General features: G+C 63.5%; 16 protein-coding genes. 1 reads left to right on the top strand and 15 read right to left on the bottom strand.

The annotated features are described in order from the left end of the window. Positions 1 to 58: 58 nt before the first annotated feature. The 7 genes from GJ654_RS05010 to GJ654_RS04980 form a co-directional block, all read right to left on the bottom strand. Positions 59 to 625: a HyaD/HybD family hydrogenase maturation endopeptidase gene (locus GJ654_RS05010; protein WP_155445013.1), complete on the bottom strand. Its 567-nt coding sequence runs from the start codon at positions 623 to 625 to the stop codon at positions 59 to 61. A gap of 1 nt (position 626) precedes the next feature. After that, entirely contained in the window at positions 627 to 1352 is a 726-nt protein-coding gene (gene cybH, locus GJ654_RS05005) for a Ni/Fe-hydrogenase, b-type cytochrome subunit (protein WP_155445012.1), read from the bottom strand. 88 nt (positions 1353 to 1440) lie between these two features. Beyond that, the gene (locus GJ654_RS05000; RefSeq protein ID WP_155445011.1) at positions 1441 to 3231 is read right to left on the bottom strand and encodes a nickel-dependent hydrogenase large subunit; all 1791 of its coding nucleotides are present in this window, start codon (positions 3229 to 3231) and stop codon (positions 1441 to 1443) included. A 47-nt stretch (positions 3232 to 3278) separates the two neighbouring features. Continuing rightward, on the bottom strand, positions 3279 to 4379 hold the full coding sequence (locus GJ654_RS04995) for a hydrogenase small subunit (protein ID WP_196305438.1): 1101 nt from the start codon (positions 4377 to 4379) through the stop codon (positions 3279 to 3281). 686 nt (positions 4380 to 5065) lie between these two features. After that, a complete protein-coding gene (locus GJ654_RS04990) occupies positions 5066 to 5311 on the bottom strand; it encodes a hypothetical protein (RefSeq protein ID WP_155445009.1) in 246 nt (81 codons plus the stop codon). Between the two features lie 107 nt (positions 5312 to 5418). Next, on the bottom strand, positions 5419 to 6852 hold the full coding sequence (locus GJ654_RS04985) for a nickel-dependent hydrogenase large subunit (RefSeq protein ID WP_264586124.1): 1434 nt from the start codon (positions 6850 to 6852) through the stop codon (positions 5419 to 5421). Beyond that, positions 6849 to 7841, bottom strand: a complete 993-nt coding sequence (locus GJ654_RS04980; RefSeq protein WP_155445008.1) for a HupU protein — start codon at positions 7839 to 7841, stop codon at positions 6849 to 6851. Before GJ654_RS04980 ends, GJ654_RS04985 begins: the two co-directional genes overlap by 4 nt. Before the next feature lie 96 nt (positions 7842 to 7937). Between GJ654_RS04980 and GJ654_RS04975 the strand changes: the two genes are divergently transcribed. Next, positions 7938 to 9170, top strand: coding sequence for a glycerate kinase type-2 family protein (locus tag GJ654_RS04975; protein WP_246664607.1), 1233 nt, complete (start codon positions 7938 to 7940; stop codon positions 9168 to 9170). 89 nt (positions 9171 to 9259) lie between these two features. Here GJ654_RS04975 and GJ654_RS04970 read toward each other — a convergent pair whose 3' ends face one another. The 8 genes from GJ654_RS04970 to murD all read right to left on the bottom strand — a co-directional run bounded on the left by GJ654_RS04970 (position 9260) and on the right by murD (position 18812). After that, on the bottom strand, positions 9260 to 11344 hold the full coding sequence (locus tag GJ654_RS04970; RefSeq protein ID WP_155445006.1) for a hypothetical protein: 2085 nt from the start codon (positions 11342 to 11344) through the stop codon (positions 9260 to 9262). A 50-nt stretch (positions 11345 to 11394) separates the two neighbouring features. Further along, positions 11395 to 11718 carry a hypothetical protein gene (locus tag GJ654_RS04965; RefSeq protein ID WP_155445005.1) on the bottom strand — a complete coding sequence of 108 codons (324 nt, stop codon included), beginning with the start codon at positions 11716 to 11718 and terminating at the stop codon, positions 11395 to 11397. 175 nt (positions 11719 to 11893) lie between these two features. Further along, on the bottom strand, positions 11894 to 12817 hold the full coding sequence (gene murB / locus GJ654_RS04960) for a UDP-N-acetylmuramate dehydrogenase (protein WP_155445004.1): 924 nt from the start codon (positions 12815 to 12817) through the stop codon (positions 11894 to 11896). Beyond that, positions 12814 to 13512 (bottom strand): glutamine amidotransferase, encoded by a 699-nt coding sequence (locus tag GJ654_RS04955; RefSeq protein ID WP_264586125.1) that lies wholly within the window; start codon positions 13510 to 13512, stop codon positions 12814 to 12816. The genes murB and GJ654_RS04955 overlap by 4 nt, the downstream gene beginning before the upstream one ends. After that, a complete protein-coding gene (gene murC / locus GJ654_RS04950; RefSeq protein ID WP_155445002.1) occupies positions 13509 to 14915 on the bottom strand; it encodes a UDP-N-acetylmuramate--L-alanine ligase in 1407 nt (468 codons plus the stop codon). The genes GJ654_RS04955 and murC overlap by 4 nt, the downstream gene beginning before the upstream one ends. After that, positions 14912 to 16030 (bottom strand): UDP-N-acetylglucosamine--N-acetylmuramyl-(pentapeptide) pyrophosphoryl-undecaprenol N-acetylglucosamine transferase, encoded by a 1119-nt coding sequence (locus GJ654_RS04945; RefSeq protein ID WP_155445001.1) that lies wholly within the window; start codon positions 16028 to 16030, stop codon positions 14912 to 14914. The genes murC and GJ654_RS04945 overlap by 4 nt, the downstream gene beginning before the upstream one ends. Beyond that, positions 16030 to 17181 (bottom strand): FtsW/RodA/SpoVE family cell cycle protein, encoded by a 1152-nt coding sequence (locus GJ654_RS04940; protein WP_155445000.1) that lies wholly within the window; start codon positions 17179 to 17181, stop codon positions 16030 to 16032. Before GJ654_RS04940 ends, GJ654_RS04945 begins: the two co-directional genes overlap by 1 nt. A 128-nt stretch (positions 17182 to 17309) precedes the next feature. Next, positions 17310 to 18812 carry a UDP-N-acetylmuramoyl-L-alanine--D-glutamate ligase gene (gene murD / locus GJ654_RS04935; protein WP_155444999.1) on the bottom strand — a complete coding sequence of 501 codons (1503 nt, stop codon included), beginning with the start codon at positions 18810 to 18812 and terminating at the stop codon, positions 17310 to 17312. Positions 18813 to 18848 lie beyond the last annotated feature (36 nt).

The following is an 18848-nucleotide window of genomic DNA, read 5'->3' as shown; positions in this document are numbered from 1 at the left end:
GGCATTTGCGCCGCGCCGCCGTTTCGGCCGCAGGGGACGATGCGACCGAAAGGCTTTTTTACGCGGCCGCGATCGGCCGCTCGTAGCTCGCGTGGTCGATGTCATTGGCGAGCAGCGGCTCGACCATTTCGCCCTTTTCGCGGCGCGTGCATGACGCGCCCCATTGTTCAAGAATCGACGCGGCGATTTCCGCCGCATGGACCAACTGGTCGCGAACCGGCTGGGTCAGCGGCCCGCCCCAGTCTTCCAAATCCTCGGGCTGGCAGCCGATCAGGGCGAGCTTTTCCGGATAGTCGCCGAGCAGGTCGGCGGCGGACAGCACTTCCTGAAAGCCGGTCTGGTGCAGGCTCATTTTCTTGGCGCCGGTGAACTTTGGCACCTCGCCGCCCTCGACGATTTTGAGCGTTCCGGGTTTTAGGCCGTAGTCGATGGCGTCGAACACCAGAAGATAATCCGCCTCCTGGACGAACTGCACGAGGTAGAGGCCCTGCGTGCCGCCGTCCAGCAGGCTGACGTTTTCGGGGACGCGATAGAGGCTGTGAAAAATTTCCAGCGCGCGCACTCCGAAACCTTCGTCGGCCCAAAGGATGTTGCCAATGCCGAGGACGAGGATTTTCTTGTCCATGTCAAACCTTGTCGTCGCGGAACTGGCGTTCGCCGGAGATCATCGACGAAATCATGCTCTGGCGCGACATGATGTCTTCGCGGACCGCCGCATAGACGTGGATGGCGGCGAAAATGCACAGCACCCACAGGCCAAGGTGGTGATAGGTGTGCACGTCCTGGCTGTTGGGGAAGATCAGGAACACCCAGCCGAACAGCTTGGCCCAGATCGAGCCTTCGCCGGCGCCTTGGGAATACAGGGCGAAGCCGGTGCAGATCATGAAGATCGTGCCGAGGGTGAACACGAAGAACATCATCAGATGCGCCAGCGGGTTATGGCCGACGTATTGCCGGGGAAACTTGACCGCGAAGGCGTACCATTTGGCCTCGTTCCACAGGCCATCCCAAAAGTTCTTCTTCCAGACGGGAACCCAGAACAGCTGCTTCGAGGCGGGGTTGCCCAGGAACACCCAGACGAACCGCATCAGGAAGAACACGGCCATGGTCTGGCCCGCCGCGAAATGGGCGAAGCGAATATACCCCATCTGGTAATGGGCGCTGGCTTCGCCGCCGAGCGAGCCGGGCGGCGAGGCGATCAGATAGCCGGTGATGAACAGCACGGTCATGCACGCCGCATTGACCCAGTGCCAGATGCGCACCGGCGCCTGATAGACATAGACCGTGCGGCGGGCGACGACGACCTCACCCTTCAATTCGCTGATATCGGCGATTTTCGCCAGATCATCCATGACGACCTCCCGAGGGATTCATTTGATTACTTGGCCCTTGTGCGGGCTGCCCCTCTCCCCGCGAGCGAGGAGAGGGGACGATCAGCGGTCAGCGAACCTGAATCTTCGCCATTTCCTGGCCGTCCTCGCTCATCACGTGAGTCGAGCAGGCGAGGCAGGGGTCGAAGGAATGCAAGGTGCGGATGATCTCCAGCGGCTGCGACGGATCCGCCATCGGCGTGTCGAGCAGCGAGGCCTCGAAGGCGCCGATATTGCCTTTGGGGTCGCGCGGGCTGCCGTTCCAGGTGGTGGGCACCACCGCCTGGTAATTGTCGATCTTGCCGTCCTTGATCTTGATCCAATGGGCGAGCGCGCCGCGCGGCGCCTCGGTGAAGCCCACGCCCTTGACCTCGGAGGGCCAGGTCTGAGGATCCCACTTGTCGACATTGGCGGTGCTGGAGTCGCCCGCTTTGATGTTGGCGATCAGCTTGTCATGGAAATGCTTGAGCTTGTTGGCGGCCCACTGGCATTCCAGACCGCGCGCCGCCGTGCGGCCGAGCGTCGAGAACAGGGCCGACGTCGGCGCGCCGAGGTCCTTCAGGACCTTTTCGACGGGCTCCTTGAATTCCGGCTTGTTCTGGGCGTAGCCGATGATCCAGCGGGCGAGCGGCCCGACCTCCATGGCGTTGCCCTTCCAGCGCGGCGCCTTGATGAAGCTGTATTTCGCGCTTTCGTCCAGGGCTTCGATATTGGTTCTCGTGCCCTTGGCGTTGGGGCCGAGCACGAAATTCGGCTCGGTGACGCCGTCCCAGGGATGCAGGCCCTTGGTTTCATCCGGGTACTTGTACCAGGAATGGGCGACGAATTCCTGGATCTCCTCGGGATCGCGGAGATTGACCGGGAAGACCTCGTTGAGGTTGCCGTTGATGATCGCGCCTTGCGGCAGGAGCAGGTTCGCGGCGGAATAATCGTTGGCGCGCTCGGGAATGTCGCCGTAGGACAGCACCGACTTGCTCGACAGGCCGCCGCCGTACAGCCAATCCTTGTAGAACGAGGCGATGGCGAGCAGGTCGGGAATATAGACCTTGTTGGTGAACTCGATCGAACGGTCGATGATCTCGCTGACGAGATTCAGCCGCTCCATGTTGATCGCGCCGACGCCGCCGATTCCATCGACGTTGATCGGGCACGGCACGCCGCCGACCAGCCAGTTCGGATGCGGGTTCTTGCCGCCGAAGACGGTGTGAATTTTGACAATATCCTTCTGGAAGTCGAGCGCTTCCAGATAGTGGGCGACCGCCATCAGGTTGGCTTCCGGCGGCAGCTTGTAGGCGGGCGAACCCCAATAGCCGTTCTTGAACGGGCCGAGCTGGCCGGATTCGACAAACCGCTTCAAGCGGCCCTGAAGCTCCTTGAAATAGCCGGGCGAGGACAGCGGCCAGGACGAAATCGACTGCGCCAGCGCCGAGGTGGCCTTGGGATCGGCCGACAGCGCGGAAACGACATCCACCCAATCGAGCGCATGCAGATGATAGAAATGCACGATGTGGTCGTGCACTTGCAGGGTCAGCTGCATGATGTTGCGGATGGAGTTGGCGTTCTCCGGAATCTTGATCGCCAAGGCGTCTTCCACGGCGCGGACCGAAGTCAGCGCGTGCGTTCCCGTGCAGACGCCGCAGATCCGCTCCGTAAAGGCCCAGGCGTCGCGCGGATCGCGGCCGCGCAGGATCACCTCGATGCCGCGCCACATCGTGCCGGTGGAGACGGCGTTGCGGATGACGTTGTTGGAATCGACGTTCACCTCGACGCGAAGATGGCCTTCGATTCGGGTGACCGGATCGACGACGACCCGCTTGCCAGAATTGTCGAGCTTAAAGCCGTTCGGCGTTTCGAGACCCATGTGTGCGTTTCCCTAAAATTCTTGAGACCGGTCTTGCGGGCGGGCGATCATTCTTGCGCCGAGGCGGGCGGCGTCTTGTGGTCGTGTTTGACCCGCAGGCGGCCGACCGCCGTGATGCCGGCGTGAATCGCCATGGCGCCGACCACCGCGGCCGTGGCGGCGATGCCGATCTTGTCGGCGTTGGCCTCGATGCCGAACTGGTGGATGTTCGAGAGGCGTTCGTAGAATGGCCCCTTGTCCCAGAAACCGTCTTCCGAACAGCCGATGCAGCCGTGGCCCGACTGGATCGGGAAGGAGACGCCGTCGTTCCAGCGCACGGTGGAGCAGGCGTTGTAAGTGGTTGGGCCCTTGCAGCCCATTTTGTAAAGACAAAAACCCTTTCGCGCGTTTTCGTCGTCCCATTCCTCGACGAACTGGCCGGCGTCGAAATGCGGACGGCGGTAGCACTTGTCGTGGATGCGCTGCGAATAGAACATCAGCGGACGGCCCTGGCGGTCGAGCTCCGGCAGCCGTCCAAAGGTGTTCACAAAAGTGATGACGCCGGTCATGACTTCGGCGATCGGCGGGCATCCCGGCACTTTGATGATCGGCTTGTCGGTGATGACCTTGTCGATCGGCACGGCGTGGGTCGGATTGGGTTTCGCGGCTTGCACGCAACCCCAGGAGGCGCAGGAGCCCCAGGCGATCACGGCCATGGCGTCGGCGGCCATTTCCTTGAGTTTTTCGACGAAGGGACGGCCGCCGTCGATGCAGAACATGCCGTCCTCGTTCAGCGGCGGATTGCCCTCCACCGCGAGGATGTACTTGCCCTTGTACTTCTGGCGGGTCTCCTGGAGAATCGCCTCAGCCTGATGGCCCGCCGCCGCCATGATCGTATCGTCATAGTCGAGCGAGATCATCGACAGCACCACATCCTTCACCAGCGGGTGCGCCGAGCGGATAAAACTTTCCGAGCAGCAGGTGCATTCGAGGCCGTGCATCCAGATCACGGGGACGCGCGGGTTCGTCTCCAGCGCATGCGCCACTTGCGAGGCGCCGGTCGCGCCCAGACCCATGCTGGCGGCGGTGAGCGAGCAGAATTTCGAAAAATTGCGCCGGGTGATCCCCTGGCGACGGATCACGTCGTAAAAAGTTTCGGTTGCCGACATCAAGCGCTCTCCTGCCCTGGTCCGGTTCTTTGGGCGCGAGCCCCGCGCCCTCGCGACGGCTGCGCCGCCTGCGGTTGGGCTCCAGTTGGCAAAAAGGGCGCCAACTGCGACAATTTGTCTGCTTCCTCCAGGATTCAAGGACTTGTAGGAATAAAATTCCGCGTGTTCTGCTTAAAAAAGTGGAAAGAGCGCTGGCGCCGGACGCAAGTTTCTTGGCGCCCCAGGGGAAGGCGCAGGCGCTTCGGGTGAAGCGCGCCGCGCGTAAAATTGTTTCTGCAAAATGATTTCAAACACGGAGAGAATCGTGGCGCCCGGTTTCCGGTGGCAGGGCCTTGTTTGCGCGGCTTTCCTTGCGTCCCTTTTCGCTCCATCCCCGGACGCGCGTCGTCCGCCACGGCCTCAATGACGGAGTCATTGCCGCGCGCTCCATCGACTGGAAGGCGGATATCGGGACCAACCTCTGGATTTTCCCGCGCGGGATGGCCCGGTCAGGCGAAGTCTGCCCGAACGCTCTGCGTTGGACGTCGAAATAGGACGGCGCGATCGCCAGCGCGAGGACGGACGGGATGAACGCGGCGGGGCTGGTCGCCAATGTGCTGTGGCTGGTTGAACCCGACTCAGGGCGCATTCAAGGCCAAAGCGCCGTTCAACTTCGCGGGGACCTGTCCGTGCGCGCCGCGCGCGTCTCAGTAGCGGACGCTGATCGGGCGCTGCCAGGCATCCATCGGGTGATTGACGATGACGGTATGCTGCGTCTGCGGATTATGCGCCTGCATCTGCGTCACCGTCATCTCCAGCGCCAGGGCCGAGGGCGATTGCCCCGAGGGGCAGGCGCCGCAGACCGATACGATCGCCCCTTCCTCCCAGGCGTGGGCGCCACAGGTGAGGCCGAGCAGCGCCGCGCCGGCCAGAAAAATTTTCGATGCGTTCATTTGAGCGGCCTCGTCAAGACTTGGGTAAGCTTGACGCGAGTTTTGGCCACGCGCCTTGCCGGCGCGTTAAGGGCGGGACGACGGCTTGAAACGCGGTTAACGCGCCCTCAATGCGCCGTGCACACCATGCAGGGATCGAAACTCCTGACCACATGCTGGATCGCCGCCGCTTTCGCGCCGAGCGCGCCGGTTTCGACGCCGACCAGCGCCTGCTCCAACGGACCGGGAACGCCCGCCGCGTCGCGGGGCGAGAAATTCCATGTGGTCGGCGCGATGATTTGATAGGCGCGGATGGCGCCGCGCTCCACGCTCACCCAATGGCCGAGCGCGCCACGCGCCGCCTCGACCCGGCCGATGACCGCGCCACTCGCCAGCGGCGGCGCGGTCTCGCAGAAATTTTCCCGGACATTGAGCGCCCTGGCCCAGTTTTCGGCGGCGATTGTAATCAGGGCGATTTCGAGCACGCGGGCGACGACCCGCGCCAGCACTTGGCTGCCGCCGGATTGCGCCAGCAGCGCGCGCACCAGCTTTTGGCCCGCGACCGCCTGCCGCGCCACCGCGCCGGTTTCGGCGGGGCTTCCGTCGAGGCGCGGCGCCTTGGCGAAGGAATAGGCCCCGACGCGCTCCATGTCGGGCAGTGTGTGCGCGCGAAAAGGGTCTTCGGCGCAATCGGCGAAATAGGAGGCCGCGACCTGCTCGCCGATCCTGCCCATGGTTTTCGCGGCGCCGGCGGCGTCGACGACGCCGGCTTGGAACAGCGGCCCTTCCGCGCCGTGATAGCCGCCAAAACTCATCAGCGGCAGGGCGCAGCGGCCGAGTTTGTCCAGGCTCAGGTCGCGGGCGAGGCGCAAAAAAGCTGCAAAATCGGCTTTGGTCTCCGCATAGGCCCACAGGTCCTCGGGCGTCTCCATCGCGGCGATGTCTTCGAGCGGCGCGCCGAACAGGTTTGATTCCGCGAAGGCGCGGAAATCGCCCAGGATCGCCAAAAGGCGCATTTTCCCGCCGAGATCGAGCGCGCGGGTGACGCCGCCCGGTTGCAGGGCCAGGGAATGCGGCCATTTGCCCGCGAGCAGGCCCATGATGTGCAGTAGGCGGGCGCGCGCGGGAAGCATGTCGCGCGCGGCGGCGCCCTCCACCGCCTTGAAGCGCGCGGCAATTTCGGCATGCCACGGCTTTGGCGCATATTCGGCGCGGGCAAAATCCGGCATGAAGAACAAATAAAAATGGCTCAGGTGGTCGGCGATGTTTTCGGCGGCATGAACGAGGTTCGCCGCCAGTTCCCCGTTGCGCGGCGGCTTGACGCCCGAAATTTCGCGCAAGGCGGCGGCGGCCGCCAGGCTTTGCGACACCGAGCAAATGCCGCAGATGCGCGGCGCGATGGTGAGCGCGTCGCCCGCCGGACGCCCGACGAGGATTTGCTCGAAACCGCGATAGAGCGTGGCCGCCACGCGCGCCTCGGCGACGCGGCCTTCTTCGATGTCCAGCGTCAGCTCCAGATCGCCCTCGACCCGGTTGAAGGGACCCACGACCAGCCGGGTCACTTTTGCCTCTTCGGACTGACGAGGATGCGGTCGGCCTCGGCGTTTTGGCGCACCCGCGCCGGCGTCGCCGATTTCGACAGGGCGGCCAAAGTCATGAACCAGGCTTTCGGCATGTCGAGCGGCAGCCCAACGGGGATGCCGCCGATTTTCGGCGTGACATGGGTTTCGCGCGCGGCTTCAAAACCCGGCGAGGTGCAGGAAATGCAGGCGAAACCGGCATGGGTGCAGGAGCCGCCGCCGTTCCAGGCGCGCTGGTTGCAGTCGCCGATCGCCTGCGTCGCCTTGCAGCCGAGATGCTCCATCAGGCAGCCACGTTCCGAAAGGACGCGCGCGGAAGCCTTGAACTCGTAGAATTCGTTGCGCGAACAGCCGTGATGGGCGAGATGGCCGGCGAAAAACAGGGGTCGGCCGAAGGCGTCGAGGTCACTCGCCTTGAGGTCGCCCGCAGCCAACGCGCCCAGCGTTTCGACAATCCAGCCGGGATGCGGCGCGCAGCCGGCGACGTTCACCACCGGCAACCCGCTCCGCGACCGCCACGCCACACCCAAAACGCCGCCGGGTTCGGCGCCGTCGTAGTGCAGGCCGCAGCTGTCGGTTGGGTCGGGATCGCCGGCGGGAATGCCGCCGAACGCCGCGCAGGAGCCGACGGCGACGCAGGTTTCGGCGTGCTGCGCCAGCGCGCGGGTGAGATCGAGCAAGGTGCGGGTCGTTCCCGACAGCCGGTTGAACGCGCCTGTGCCATGGGGGCCGCGCAGAATCGAGCCTTCCACGCAAAGGATGTCGAGTTTTACGGCGCCGGTTTCGATGTCGGCCAAAATTTTCAGAACTTCCGCGCCCGTCGCCTCGCTGACGCTCGGGTGCCAGAGCAGGTCCAGCCGCAAGTTTTGCAGCTCGGCGAACAGGCCGGCGCCGCCCTGTTCGAGCGCCGCCATGGAGCAGCCGCCACATGAGCCCGCTTGCAGCCACAACAGGGTTTTTCGCTGTGTCATCGCGGCACTGTCGCCGCAATCGCCTCGGATTTCAATGGCCTCGCAGGGCGAGCCGTGTTTTGATGCGCCATGGACGCGCGCAGCCTTTTAAGACGCATGTTTGACGCCGCGATCGCTTCGGCGCAGCCGGCTTTGTGCTTGCCGGCGCATCTGCCGGAAAAACCGCGCGGGCGCACCGTGGTCATCGGCGCGGGAAAAGCGTCGGCCGCCATGTCGCGCGCGCTGGAGGATTCTTGGGACGGGCCTCTGTCCGGCGCGGTGGTGACGCGGTTCGGCTATGGCGTCGCGTGCCAAAGAATTGAGGTGATCGAGGCGTCGCATCCCCTGCCCGACGCCGCCGGACTCGCCGCCGCGCAAAAGATCGCCGGGCTGGTTGAGGGGCTGAGCGCCGACGATCTGGTGATTGCGCTGATTTCGGGCGGCGGCTCCGCACTGCTCGCGGCGCCCCTGCCCGGCCTTACGCTCGATGACAAGCGGCATTTAAGCGCCGCCCTGCTCGCCAGCGGCGCGACGATCAGTGAAATGAATTGCATTCGAAGGCATCTTTCCGCCCTCAAGGGCGGACGGCTCGGCGCGCTCTGCGCCCCGGCGCGGGTTGTCGCGCTGCTGATCTCCGACGTGCCCGGCGATGACCCGATTGACATCGCCTCCGGGCCGACGGTCGGCGACCCCACCACCTGCGCCGATGCGCTTGCCGTTTTGTCCCGCTATGGCATCGAAGCGCCGCCCGCCGTGCTGGACGTGCTGCGCTCTGGGGCTGGCGAAAGCGTCAAGCCTGGCGATCCCCGGTTGGCGCGCTCCGAAGTCAGGTTCATCGCCGCGCCGCAAATGGCGCTGGAGGCGGCGGCGTCCTTGGCGCGCGAGGCCGGGTTCGCGGCGCACATCCTCAGCGACCGCATTGAGGGCGAGGCGCGCGAGGTTGGCAAGGTTTTGGCCGCTCTGGCGCGGCAGATCGCCGCCAAGGGCCAGCCGTTTGCCGCCCCCTGCGTGCTGCTGTCCGGCGGCGAGACCACGGTGACGGTGCGGGGCGCGGGGCGCGGCGGGCGCAATGTCGAGTTTCTGTTGTCTTTGGGTTTGGCGCTTGAGGGGATGCCGGGCGTTTACGCTTTGGCTGGCGACACCGATGGGGTGGACGGCGCCGAGGAGATCGCCGGAGCTTTGTTGACGCCGGACTCTTTGGCGCGGGCGCGAGTTTTGGGGATTTCGCCGCGCGGCGCGCTGGAGGCCAACGATGGCCACGGGTTTTTCCAGTCGCTGGGAGATAGCGTCGTGACCGGGCCGACTCTCACCAATGTCAATGATTTCAGGGCAATTTTGGTCGAGGGGTGAGCCCGATTACCGCTAATCGCGCGATGATTTCAAACGTTCAAGGCACGCGATCTGGGGCATTCGTAGCACTACACCCTATCTCCGGAAACCTACGTCAGTGACTTGAGGGCAAGTCTGGTCGCACCGAGCCATTTAGTCCAGTTCGACTGGCTGCTGGGCGAACTCAGCGAGGCGGCAAGCCTTCGTTCTCCCAATATCCAACCCCAATCTCCCCTTGCAATTTGCTCCGAGGATAACCGAACTGGACGATGACCATGATAGCGCCACGCACGTGCATCGTAATTTGGACGCCCATCGAGCGTGACTTCGTCGGCGTTCTTGCCGGAAAGCGTCAACAGGATGGCTTGGTCCTGCGGTGGGCAATGCAATTCGACCGTATGCCCCGTGTCATCCCTCCACAGACCGATTGAATAGTTTTTGTTTTCTCGGTTCATATTCGATCGAACAATCAGGCCTCTCGACGTCAAAGTTAGAACAGACGATCCTGGATCATCCGCGATGACGGTCGCATATCGCCCGGGCCAACGCGTCGGCAGTTGCGGTCCATCCATGAGAATGACGAAAACAAGATTGGGTCCCAATGCGCGAAGCCATGGATGCGCGGGATCGAAACGAGCTAAGTCCTCGCAAATCATAGTTGTAAAAGTGGAGCCTTGACGAAATACATTAAACTGCATTTCTCGAGTTCCAATTGCCAAATACTCCCACCATGTAACAAACGGATCCAATGCGCTAGCAAGCCCATAATTTTTGATTTGCTCACCATCAAGACGCCATCTATGGTGCTTTCTGCGTGATTGCGAAACCGCTTTACGACGCAAAGGTTTACCATCCCTATCTAAGGGTGTTGCGAATATTGTCGACATAACAGTATTGCCATGGTCGCTTTCGCAGTTCTCGGACAAACCTGAGATCAGAAATTCAAGTTGTGGCTTACGAGATTTCAACGCCGCGACGAAGTCGTAATAGGTTGGCCAATCCAAAGCGTACTCTGGCAGTACAATTCCATGAACGGCACCGCAGTCGCGCTCCGCCTCCTCCACCAGCGCCAAGGCGAAAGAGACGAAATTCTCCGCCGATGCGTCAGTCGACCACCGCGTTTCCGGTCCCCGGTACTCAATTGAACTGCCATTCGGCGACAGCCAGCGAGGAAAAATGCTGAAGCGGCCCCAACGCTCTTGGTTGAGAGAGCCAGATGCGCCAGTTACATGGGTTTTGCCATTCACCGTACCCGAAAAACAATTCGGGCTGATTTGATAGGGGTACGGCAGCATCAATATGTTGAGCGGCTTACTGTCTTTTTTTCCATGCGCAATGGCTGAGTGCCAGTAAACGTTCGTCGGTCCACGAGGCGAGAGTATGGCCAAATTGTGGCTCATCGTGCGCATCGAGCACCCGAGCGCAGGTGTTCGATTCTTGGGAAGGACCCGCACGATTTCCGAGTTGAGAACAAAGGCGATCGTGTCGGTTGGGCCGTGTTTGGAAACGTGATCCTTATCCGGATTTCGTCCGACTCTGCCCACGGCTCGGAAGTTCGTCAGCAGGTCTTCATAGACGGACGTCACAAAGCTGGCCCAGTCGGGCGCAAGTTTGCGCGGACCGGTGCTAGCCCAATCCTCGACGGCAGATCGTTCTGGCGAAGCTGACGCAAACCCTATATCAGCACTGGCTTCATCCGAAATCACTAGCAGCGCATGCGCGCATTTCCACCATTCCGGTGTCGGCTCATCGGGTCGAAGGCGCTTGACCAAGCTTTCCGAGTCGTAACTCAACAAGCGTCGCCACAACTCAGCGACGCTATCCTCGTCAGTTTCATCCGCACTGGCAGGGCAATCCCGCCAGAGACGCCCCCTTCTCACCCAGCGATCCATATCATCGCTTGAGGCGTGCCATACTGGTGACTGATATTCGCACCTGTCACATTCTTTACAGCCGCTCGGATCTTCGCAAGTCTCACAAGCGCCGGATTCCCTGTCTGGCGAGATGTTCGCCACCAGAAACTGATAGGCACCAGACACATAAAGCATGTGAGCGACGGCACCAAAGACGTCGGCGGGCATATGTGGCGCGCGCGTAATAGACCCGTCCTGACCAGCCAAGTCTGGATTCGTCCCCTTAGGGAAGAGACGCGAAAGAACGCCACCAACGGTTTCAGGATCGTAGCCGCTGCTCATGGAGCCGCCTGCGTATAAGAAGCAAATTGATCAATGTCCAGATCGTCGCGTCAGCGCCCCTTCAGGCCAAGAGCTTCATTCTCCGCGGCAACGTTATCGTGTCCCGCCTTTCTCCACTTTTCGTTGGTCTCACGCTCTCCTTCGGGCTTCGTCAGGTCGGGGAACTTGGCGGAAAAATCTTTAATTCGCAGAAACAAAGCGCCGCGGAGATTTGCGGTCCATTCGGGGTTCGACTTGAAGAATTCCAACCTTGCCTTACTGTCTGCATTCGCCAAAGGCGGATGGCGACTGGCAATCATGTCCATCTTGATTTCGCGATCGATTAGCGGACCATTTTTGGTTGCAATGCCCATTTTCTTCGCCTTTTTGGCCATCTCCCCCTCCCACTCCACAACGCAACTCAAGTGTGAAGCAGGACAATTTAGTTCCACTCAAGGGGGTCAGAAATATGTCAGAAATGTGATTCAGGGTTACAAATCGATAAACCACGCTGCGAACTAGGTCAAGCTTCAGATAACCGCTTTAGTACACTTGCTGCACCGTCGCCCGTCAAGCCTTCATCCCTACTCTCTTGATTTCCCACTGCAATTCGACGCCCGTCGCGGCTTTTACGCGGGCGCGGACCTCCTCGCCGAGGTTTTCGATGTCGGCGGCGGTGGCGTTCCCCCGATTGATCAAAAAATTGCAGTGCAGGTCCGAAACCTGCGCGTCGCCGACCACCAGACCGCGACAGCCGGCCTTGTCGACCAGTTGCCACGCCTTTTCGCCCGGCGGGTTCTTGAAGGTCGAGCCGCCGGTCTTTTCGCGGATTGGCTGGCTCTTTTCCCGCGCTTCCGTGATGCGGTCCATTTCCGCATTGATCTGCGCGGGCTCGCCCGGGCGCCCCTGGAACAGCGCTTCGGTGAAGATGATGTCGTCGGGGGCGCCGCTGTGGCGGTAGGTCATGTGCAGGCCCTCGACCTTGAACACATGCACGTCGCCCTTGCGGTCGACGCCTCGGGCTTCGACCAAATAATCCTTGGTCTCGCCTCCGTGGGCGCCGGCGTTCATGCGCAAGGCGCCGCCGATGCAGCCCGGAATGCCGCGCAGAAAAGCGAGGCCGTCGATGCCGGCGTCGGCCGCCGCCTTGGCGACGCGCATGTCCGGAACGCAGGCGCCGACCCGCAGGCGATGGCCTGGCTCGACCTTGACCTCGCCAAACGCCCGGCCGCCAAGCCTGATCACCACGCCGGGAACGCCACCGTCCCGAATGATGAGATTGGAGCCGAGACCAATCACCGTTACATCAATGGCTTGCGGCATGTTTTTGAGAAAATACGCGAGGTCTTCTTCATCCGATGGATTAAAGAGGACCTGCGCCGGGCCGCCCACTCGAAACCAAGTGTAGGGCGCGATTTCGGCGTTCGCGGTCAAGCGGCCGCGCAACTCCGGCATGCGCGCCGCGAGCTCGCCAGTGATGTCCTTAAAAGTCATGCAAAAATCCCGTCCAGCCAGCGCCGGAACATTTTGGCCCCGGCCTGCGCCGTCGCCGCGCCCTGTTCCGCCGCCTGCCGCCGCAGGTCGCCGGGCTTGATCCCCACTTTTCCCAATTCGCAGGTGTGGCCGATCAGCCAAGCTTCGAGCGAGTCCGGCTCGACCTCCGCATGGAACTGCAGGGCGAGGCCGTAATGGCCGAGCGCAAAAGCCTGGTGCGGACACAGCGGGGTGGAGGCCAGCGACACGCCATTGGGCGGCACGCCAAAAGCGTCGCCGTGCCAGTGCAGCACCTGCGCGCCTTCAAGATCGGACAGCGGATTTTCGCCCCCGATGTCGCGCAGGGTGAGCGGCGCGTAGCCGATCTCCTTGCCCGGTCCCGGGCTGGCCGGCGCGCCCAGCGCCGTCGCCATCAATTGCGCGCCGAGGCAAATGCCCAATGTCGGCTTTTGCGCCAGCAGGCGGCGGCTGATGGCGGCGATTTCCTCCGTCAGGAACGGGTAATCCTCGGTTTCATAGACCCCGATGGGGCCGCCGAGCACAATCAAGAGGTCGCAGGACTGGATTTCGTCAGCCGGGAGCGGACCCAGGCCGACTTCGTGATAGACCGAGGCAAAACCGTAATCGGGGAGAATGCGCGCCAGAATGCCGAGGTTTTCGAAGGCGACATGACGCAGGACCAGCGCACGCTTCACGCGCCGCCCTCCGCCAATTGGCCGGGCAAGGCGTAAGCCCATTGCGTGATGTTGCCGGCGCCGAGGAAGACGACGTAATCGCCGGGGTTGGCGAGTTCACGGATGTATTTCGGCAGGGCCTCCGACGCGGGCAAGGCCAGGGCCTGGCGGTGGCCGTGCGCCTTGATCGCGGCGACCAGATGGTCCCGGTCAATGCCCTCGATGGGGGATTCGCCGGCGGCATAGACATCGGCGACCAGCACCACGTCGGCGTCGTTGAAACAGGTGGAAAAGGCGTCGAACAGGGTTTGCAAGCGGGTGTAGCGGTGCGGCTGCACTACGGCGATCACCTGCGCCTTTGTCGAAGCGCGCGCGGCCCGCAGCACGGCGGCGATTTCGACGGGGTGGTGGCCGTAATCGTCGAAAATCGCGACCCCGTTCCAGTCGCCGGTGCGGGTGAAGCGGCGCTTGACGCCGCCAAAGCCGGCAAGGCCTTTTTGAATCTGGTCGAGGCCGACGCCGAGCTCGTAGGCGACCGCGATGGCCGCCGTGGCGTTGAGCGCGTTGTGGTGGCCGGGCATGGGCAGGACGAGGTCTTTGAGCACGATCTCGCGACCGTGCAGGCGATCACGGATCGTCACCTGGAACCGGCTGACCCCGCCGGTCAGGTCGATGTTTTCGAGGCGCACGTCGGACTGCGGGTTCTCGCCATAGGTGATGACGCGGCGGTCCTCAATTTTTCCCACCAGTTCCTGGACGGTGGGATGGTCGAGGCACATGACCGCAAAACCGTAGAACGGCAGGTTTTCCACAAAAGTGCGGAACGCCTCCTTGATGGCGTCGAAGGTCTTGAAATGGTCGAGATGCTCGGGGTCGATGTTGGTCACGACCGCGACGTCGGCCGGAAGTTTCAAAAAGGTGCCGTCGCTTTCGTCGGCTTCGACCACCATCCACTGGCCCTCGCCGATGCGGGCGTTGGTGCCGTAGGCGTTGATGATGCCGCCGTTGATGACGGTGGGGTCGAGGTCGCCGGCGTCGAGCAGGGTGGCGACCAGCGAGGTCGTGGTGGTCTTGCCATGGGTGCCCGCCACCGCCACGCATTGCTTGAGACGCATCAGCTCGGCGAGCATTTCGGCACGACGCACCACCGGCAGGCGTTTTTCGCGGGCGGCCGACAGCTCCGGGTTGTCGCGCTTGATCGCCGTGGACACCACGATCACCTCGGCGTCGCCGAGGTTCTTGGCGTCATGGCCGATGAAGATTTTCGCGCCCTTTTCGCGGAGGCGCTTGACGTTGGCGTTGTCGGCGGCGTCGGAGCCCTGCACCTGATAGCCGAGGTTCATCAAAACCTCGGCGATGCCCGACATGCCGATGCCGCCTATGCCCACGAAATGGATCGGGCCGAGCGTGCGGGGCAGTTTCATTGGGGGCTCTCCGGCGAGTCGATCATCCCCGCGATGTGCAGGGTCAGGTAAGCCAGCCTTATGGCGGCGTCGGTCACGCCGGCGGTTTTTGCCTCCGCCGCGCGCTTCGTCAAGTCTTCGGGGTGGGCGAGCGCATGCCGCAACCGCTCCACCAGCCCAAGGGGCGTGAAATTGATCTGCCGCACCACGTCGGCCGCGCCGGTCGAGGCGAGATGGGCGGCGTTGGCCGCCTGATCCGCGTCCAGCGCGTGCGGAAAGGGCACGAGGATGGACGGCCGGCCGATGGCGGCGATTTCCGACACGGTCGAGGCGCCGGAGCGGCCGATCACCAGATGCGACGCTGCGATGCGCTTGGGCAGGTCGCTGAAGAAGGGCGCGACATCGGCCGCGATCTTCAGCCGCGTGTAGGTTTCCTTGACGCGCGCAAGATCTTCGTCGCGCGCCTGCTGGGTGACGACGAGGCGCGCCCGCTCCGCTTCGGTGAGCAGGCCGAGCGCCTCGGGGACCACGTCGGAAAAGACGCGCGCCCCCTGCGATCCGCCAGTGACCAGCAGCCGCAGTTTTTGGTCCTCGAAGCCGGGATAGGCTGACTTCGCCGCCTCCAGCACCGCCGGGCGCAGGGGATTGCCGACATAGGCGACCTGCGCCCGTCCGGGCGAAACGCCGTCGAGCGTGGGAAAGCCGGAGGCGATCAGCTTTGCCCGTCCTGCCAGAAACTTGTTGGCGCGGCCGATCACCGCGTTCTGTTCGTGCAGCACCAGCGGCACGCCGCGCAGCGACGCGCCGAGCGCCGGCGGCACCGTGGGATAGCCGCCGAACGCCACGATGGCGCGGGGTTTCAACTCGCCGGCAAGATTGAAGGATTCGAGCACGCCATTGGCGAGGGTCAGAAGCGCCATCAATTTGGAGCCGAGCCCCGAGCCGGTCGGCGTCGCCGAGGCGATGACATGAACCGCTTCGGCGGGGAAGTCCGCCACGTATTTCTGCGCGCGGTCGTCGGTGGCGAGCCTGACGCGCGCGCCCTTGGCGATGAGCTCGTGGGCGAGCGCCGCCGCCGGAAACAGATGGCCGCCGGTTCCGCCGGCGGCGACCAGAATCAGATTGTCGCTTTCCATCAGGCGGCGTGTCCTTCGGGCGGGCGCCTATGATCGAACAGGATTTCCGAACGCGGACGCTTGCGCGTCACCGCTATCAGAAAACCCATGCCTATGCCTAGAGACAGCAGCGACGATCCGCCATAGGAGATGAACGGCAGCGTCATGCCCTTGGCCGGCATCAGGTGCAGGTTGACGGCGATGTTGATCGACGCCTGGATGCCGAACAGCATGGCGAGGCCCGCCGTGGCGAAGCGGCAGAACGGATCCTCGTTGCTCGACGCCTTGATCAGGCTGCGCAGCACGATGAAGGCGAACAGCCCGACCAGCGCCATGCAGAAGATCAGGCCGAATTCCTCGCCGGTGACGGCGAAGATGAAGTCGGTGTGCGAATCCGGCAGGATCTGCTTGAACGTGCCCTCGCCCGGCCCCTTGCCGAACCAGCCGCCGGAGACGAAGGCGTCGTGCGCGGTCTCCACCTGGAACGTGTCGGCCTGTCCGCCGCCCTCGCCGGGGTTCAAAAAGTTCTGGATGCGGGCGCGCACGTGCGGGGCGAATTTGTAGGCGAGGCCGGCGCCGACCACGCCGACGCCGCCCAGCGCCGGAAACCACAGCCAATGCAGGCCGGCCATGACCAGAAGCGCGCCCCAGACGAGACAGATCAGCAAGGTCTGGCCGAAATCGGGCTGCAGCACCAGGGGGATGATGGTCACCGGCAGCAGCGCGATGGCCAGCAGGTTGCCGGGAACGTCGCGGCGGCGCGCCCCTTCGGAAAAGGCCCAGGCGGCGAGGATGACGAAGGCGGGCTTCAGGAATTCCGACGGCTGGACGCCAAAGATCCAGCGCTTCGCGCCCTTGACCTCGTGGCCGAACAGCAGCGCGGCGAAAATGCCGGCCATGGCCACAATGTAGAGCACCAGCGCCCCGCGCCGCAATTGGCGCGGCGTCAGGAAGGAGCAGGCGATCATGAACGCGACCGATGGCGCCAGCAACTCCACCTGTCGGTTGACGAAATGGAAGGTGGGCAGGCCGATGCGCTCCGCGACGGGCGGGCTGCCGGCCATGATCAACACCAGGCCGCAGACGATCAGGGCGCCGACCGCCGCCAGCAGCCAACGGTCGACGGTCCACCACCAATCGGCGACCGGAGAGCGTTCCGCGCGTGATACCATGTTGCTCGTCCTTCCTCAGCGCCGCCCTAGAGCTTTTTCACGTTTCATGGAAACATGAAAAAGCTCTCGATTCTTGTTTTGACGCATTTTCTTCACGCGAACCGGCATCCACTTCGCTCGAAAACGCTCTAAATGGTTTCGTCCCGTTGCTCGTCGGCTTCCGCCGCAGCGGCGCCGCCGTCAGCCTGGAGCCACTCATCCTCGGCGGCCCGCGAAGCCGGCGTGTCGATGGATGGCCCGGTGATCAAGTCCTCCACGGCCTCGCGAAAGGCGTCGCCGCGCTTTTCGAAATTGGGGAACTGGTCGTAAGAGGCGCAAGCCGGCGACAGCAGAACAACCGGCTCCGCCGCGCCGCTCGCCTGCGCGTCGCGCGCGGCGGCGGCGGTGGCGACGTCGAGCGTCCCGCATTTTTCGAAGGCGACCGCGCCTTCCAGGGTCTTCGAAAAGTCCTCGGTCGCCGCGCCGATCAGATAGGCTTTGCGGACTTTTCCAAACAGGCCGCGCAGCGGCTCGACGCCGCCCTCCTTGGCCTTGCCGCCGATGATCCAATAGATATCGTCAAAGCTGAGCAGCGCCTTTTCGGCGGCGTCGGCGTTGGTCGCCTTGCTGTCGTTGACAAACAGCACCTTGCCGTAACGGGCGACCTGCTCCATGCGGTGCGCGAGGCCCGGATAGGATTTGAGGCCCGCGTAAATCCGGTCATGCGTGAGGCCGAGGCGTTCGCAGACCGCGAAGGCGGCGGCGGCGTTCTGGCCGTTGTGCGCGCCGCGAAGGGCCGGCGCCTGCGAGAGATCGAACAGGGCCTCTTCCACCGTCTTCATTGCGGGCAAGGCAAAAGTGCGGCGCAGCGCGCCGGCCTCGCAGCGCACCGCGCCGATGGCGTGCGGCTGGCTGTTGGTGATGCCGACGACCGCATGGCCGAGCTTTTTCAGATATTGGAAAATCGCCTCGCAAAAGGCGTCGTCGCGGCCGACGACCGCAAAATCGCTGGCTTCCACCAGGCGCTGCTTGATGGAGGCGTAATTCTCCATGGTCCCGTGGCGGTCGATGTGGTCGGGCGTCAGGTTCAGCAGCACGCCCACGCTCGGGTTCAGCGACGGCGCGAGGTCGATCTGGAAGGTGGAGCATTCCACCACATGGATGCGGTTTTCGGCCGGGGGCTCCAGGTCGAGGATGGGCACGCCGATATTGCCGCCCATCTGCACGTCGGCCCCCGCTTCGCGCAGGATGTGGGCGATCAGCGAGGTCGTCGTGCTCTTGCCATTGGTGCCGGTGATGGCGATCAGCGGCGCGTGCGGACAGTTTTTCGCGCGCTCGCGCAGGAAAAGCTCGACGTCGCCGATCACCTCGACGCCCGCCTCCTGCGCCTTCACCACGGTCCAGTGCGGCGCCGGATGGGTCAGCGGCGCGCCGGGGGTGAGGATCAGCGCGTGGAACAGCGACCAGTCGGCCTCGCGCAGGTCGTAAGGCGCGAAACCGGCCTCGGCCGCCTTTTCGAGCGCGGCTTGCGAATCGTCCCAGACGAACACGCTGGCGCCGCCGGCGGCGAGCGCTTTGGCTGTCGAGAGGCCGGAGCCGCCGAGGCCAAACAGCGCGACGGTCTTGCCGGAAAAGGTCGAGACGGGGATCATCGGGTTTTCCTCCCGCGACGGATGAAAGACTTCGCT

The organism is Rhodoblastus acidophilus, from assembly GCF_009720655.1.
GTDB lineage: Bacteria > Pseudomonadota > Alphaproteobacteria > Rhizobiales > Beijerinckiaceae > Rhodoblastus > Rhodoblastus acidophilus_A.
The sequence above is the reverse complement of the archived record's forward strand: the minus strand, read 5'-3'. Positions and strand labels throughout refer to the sequence as shown.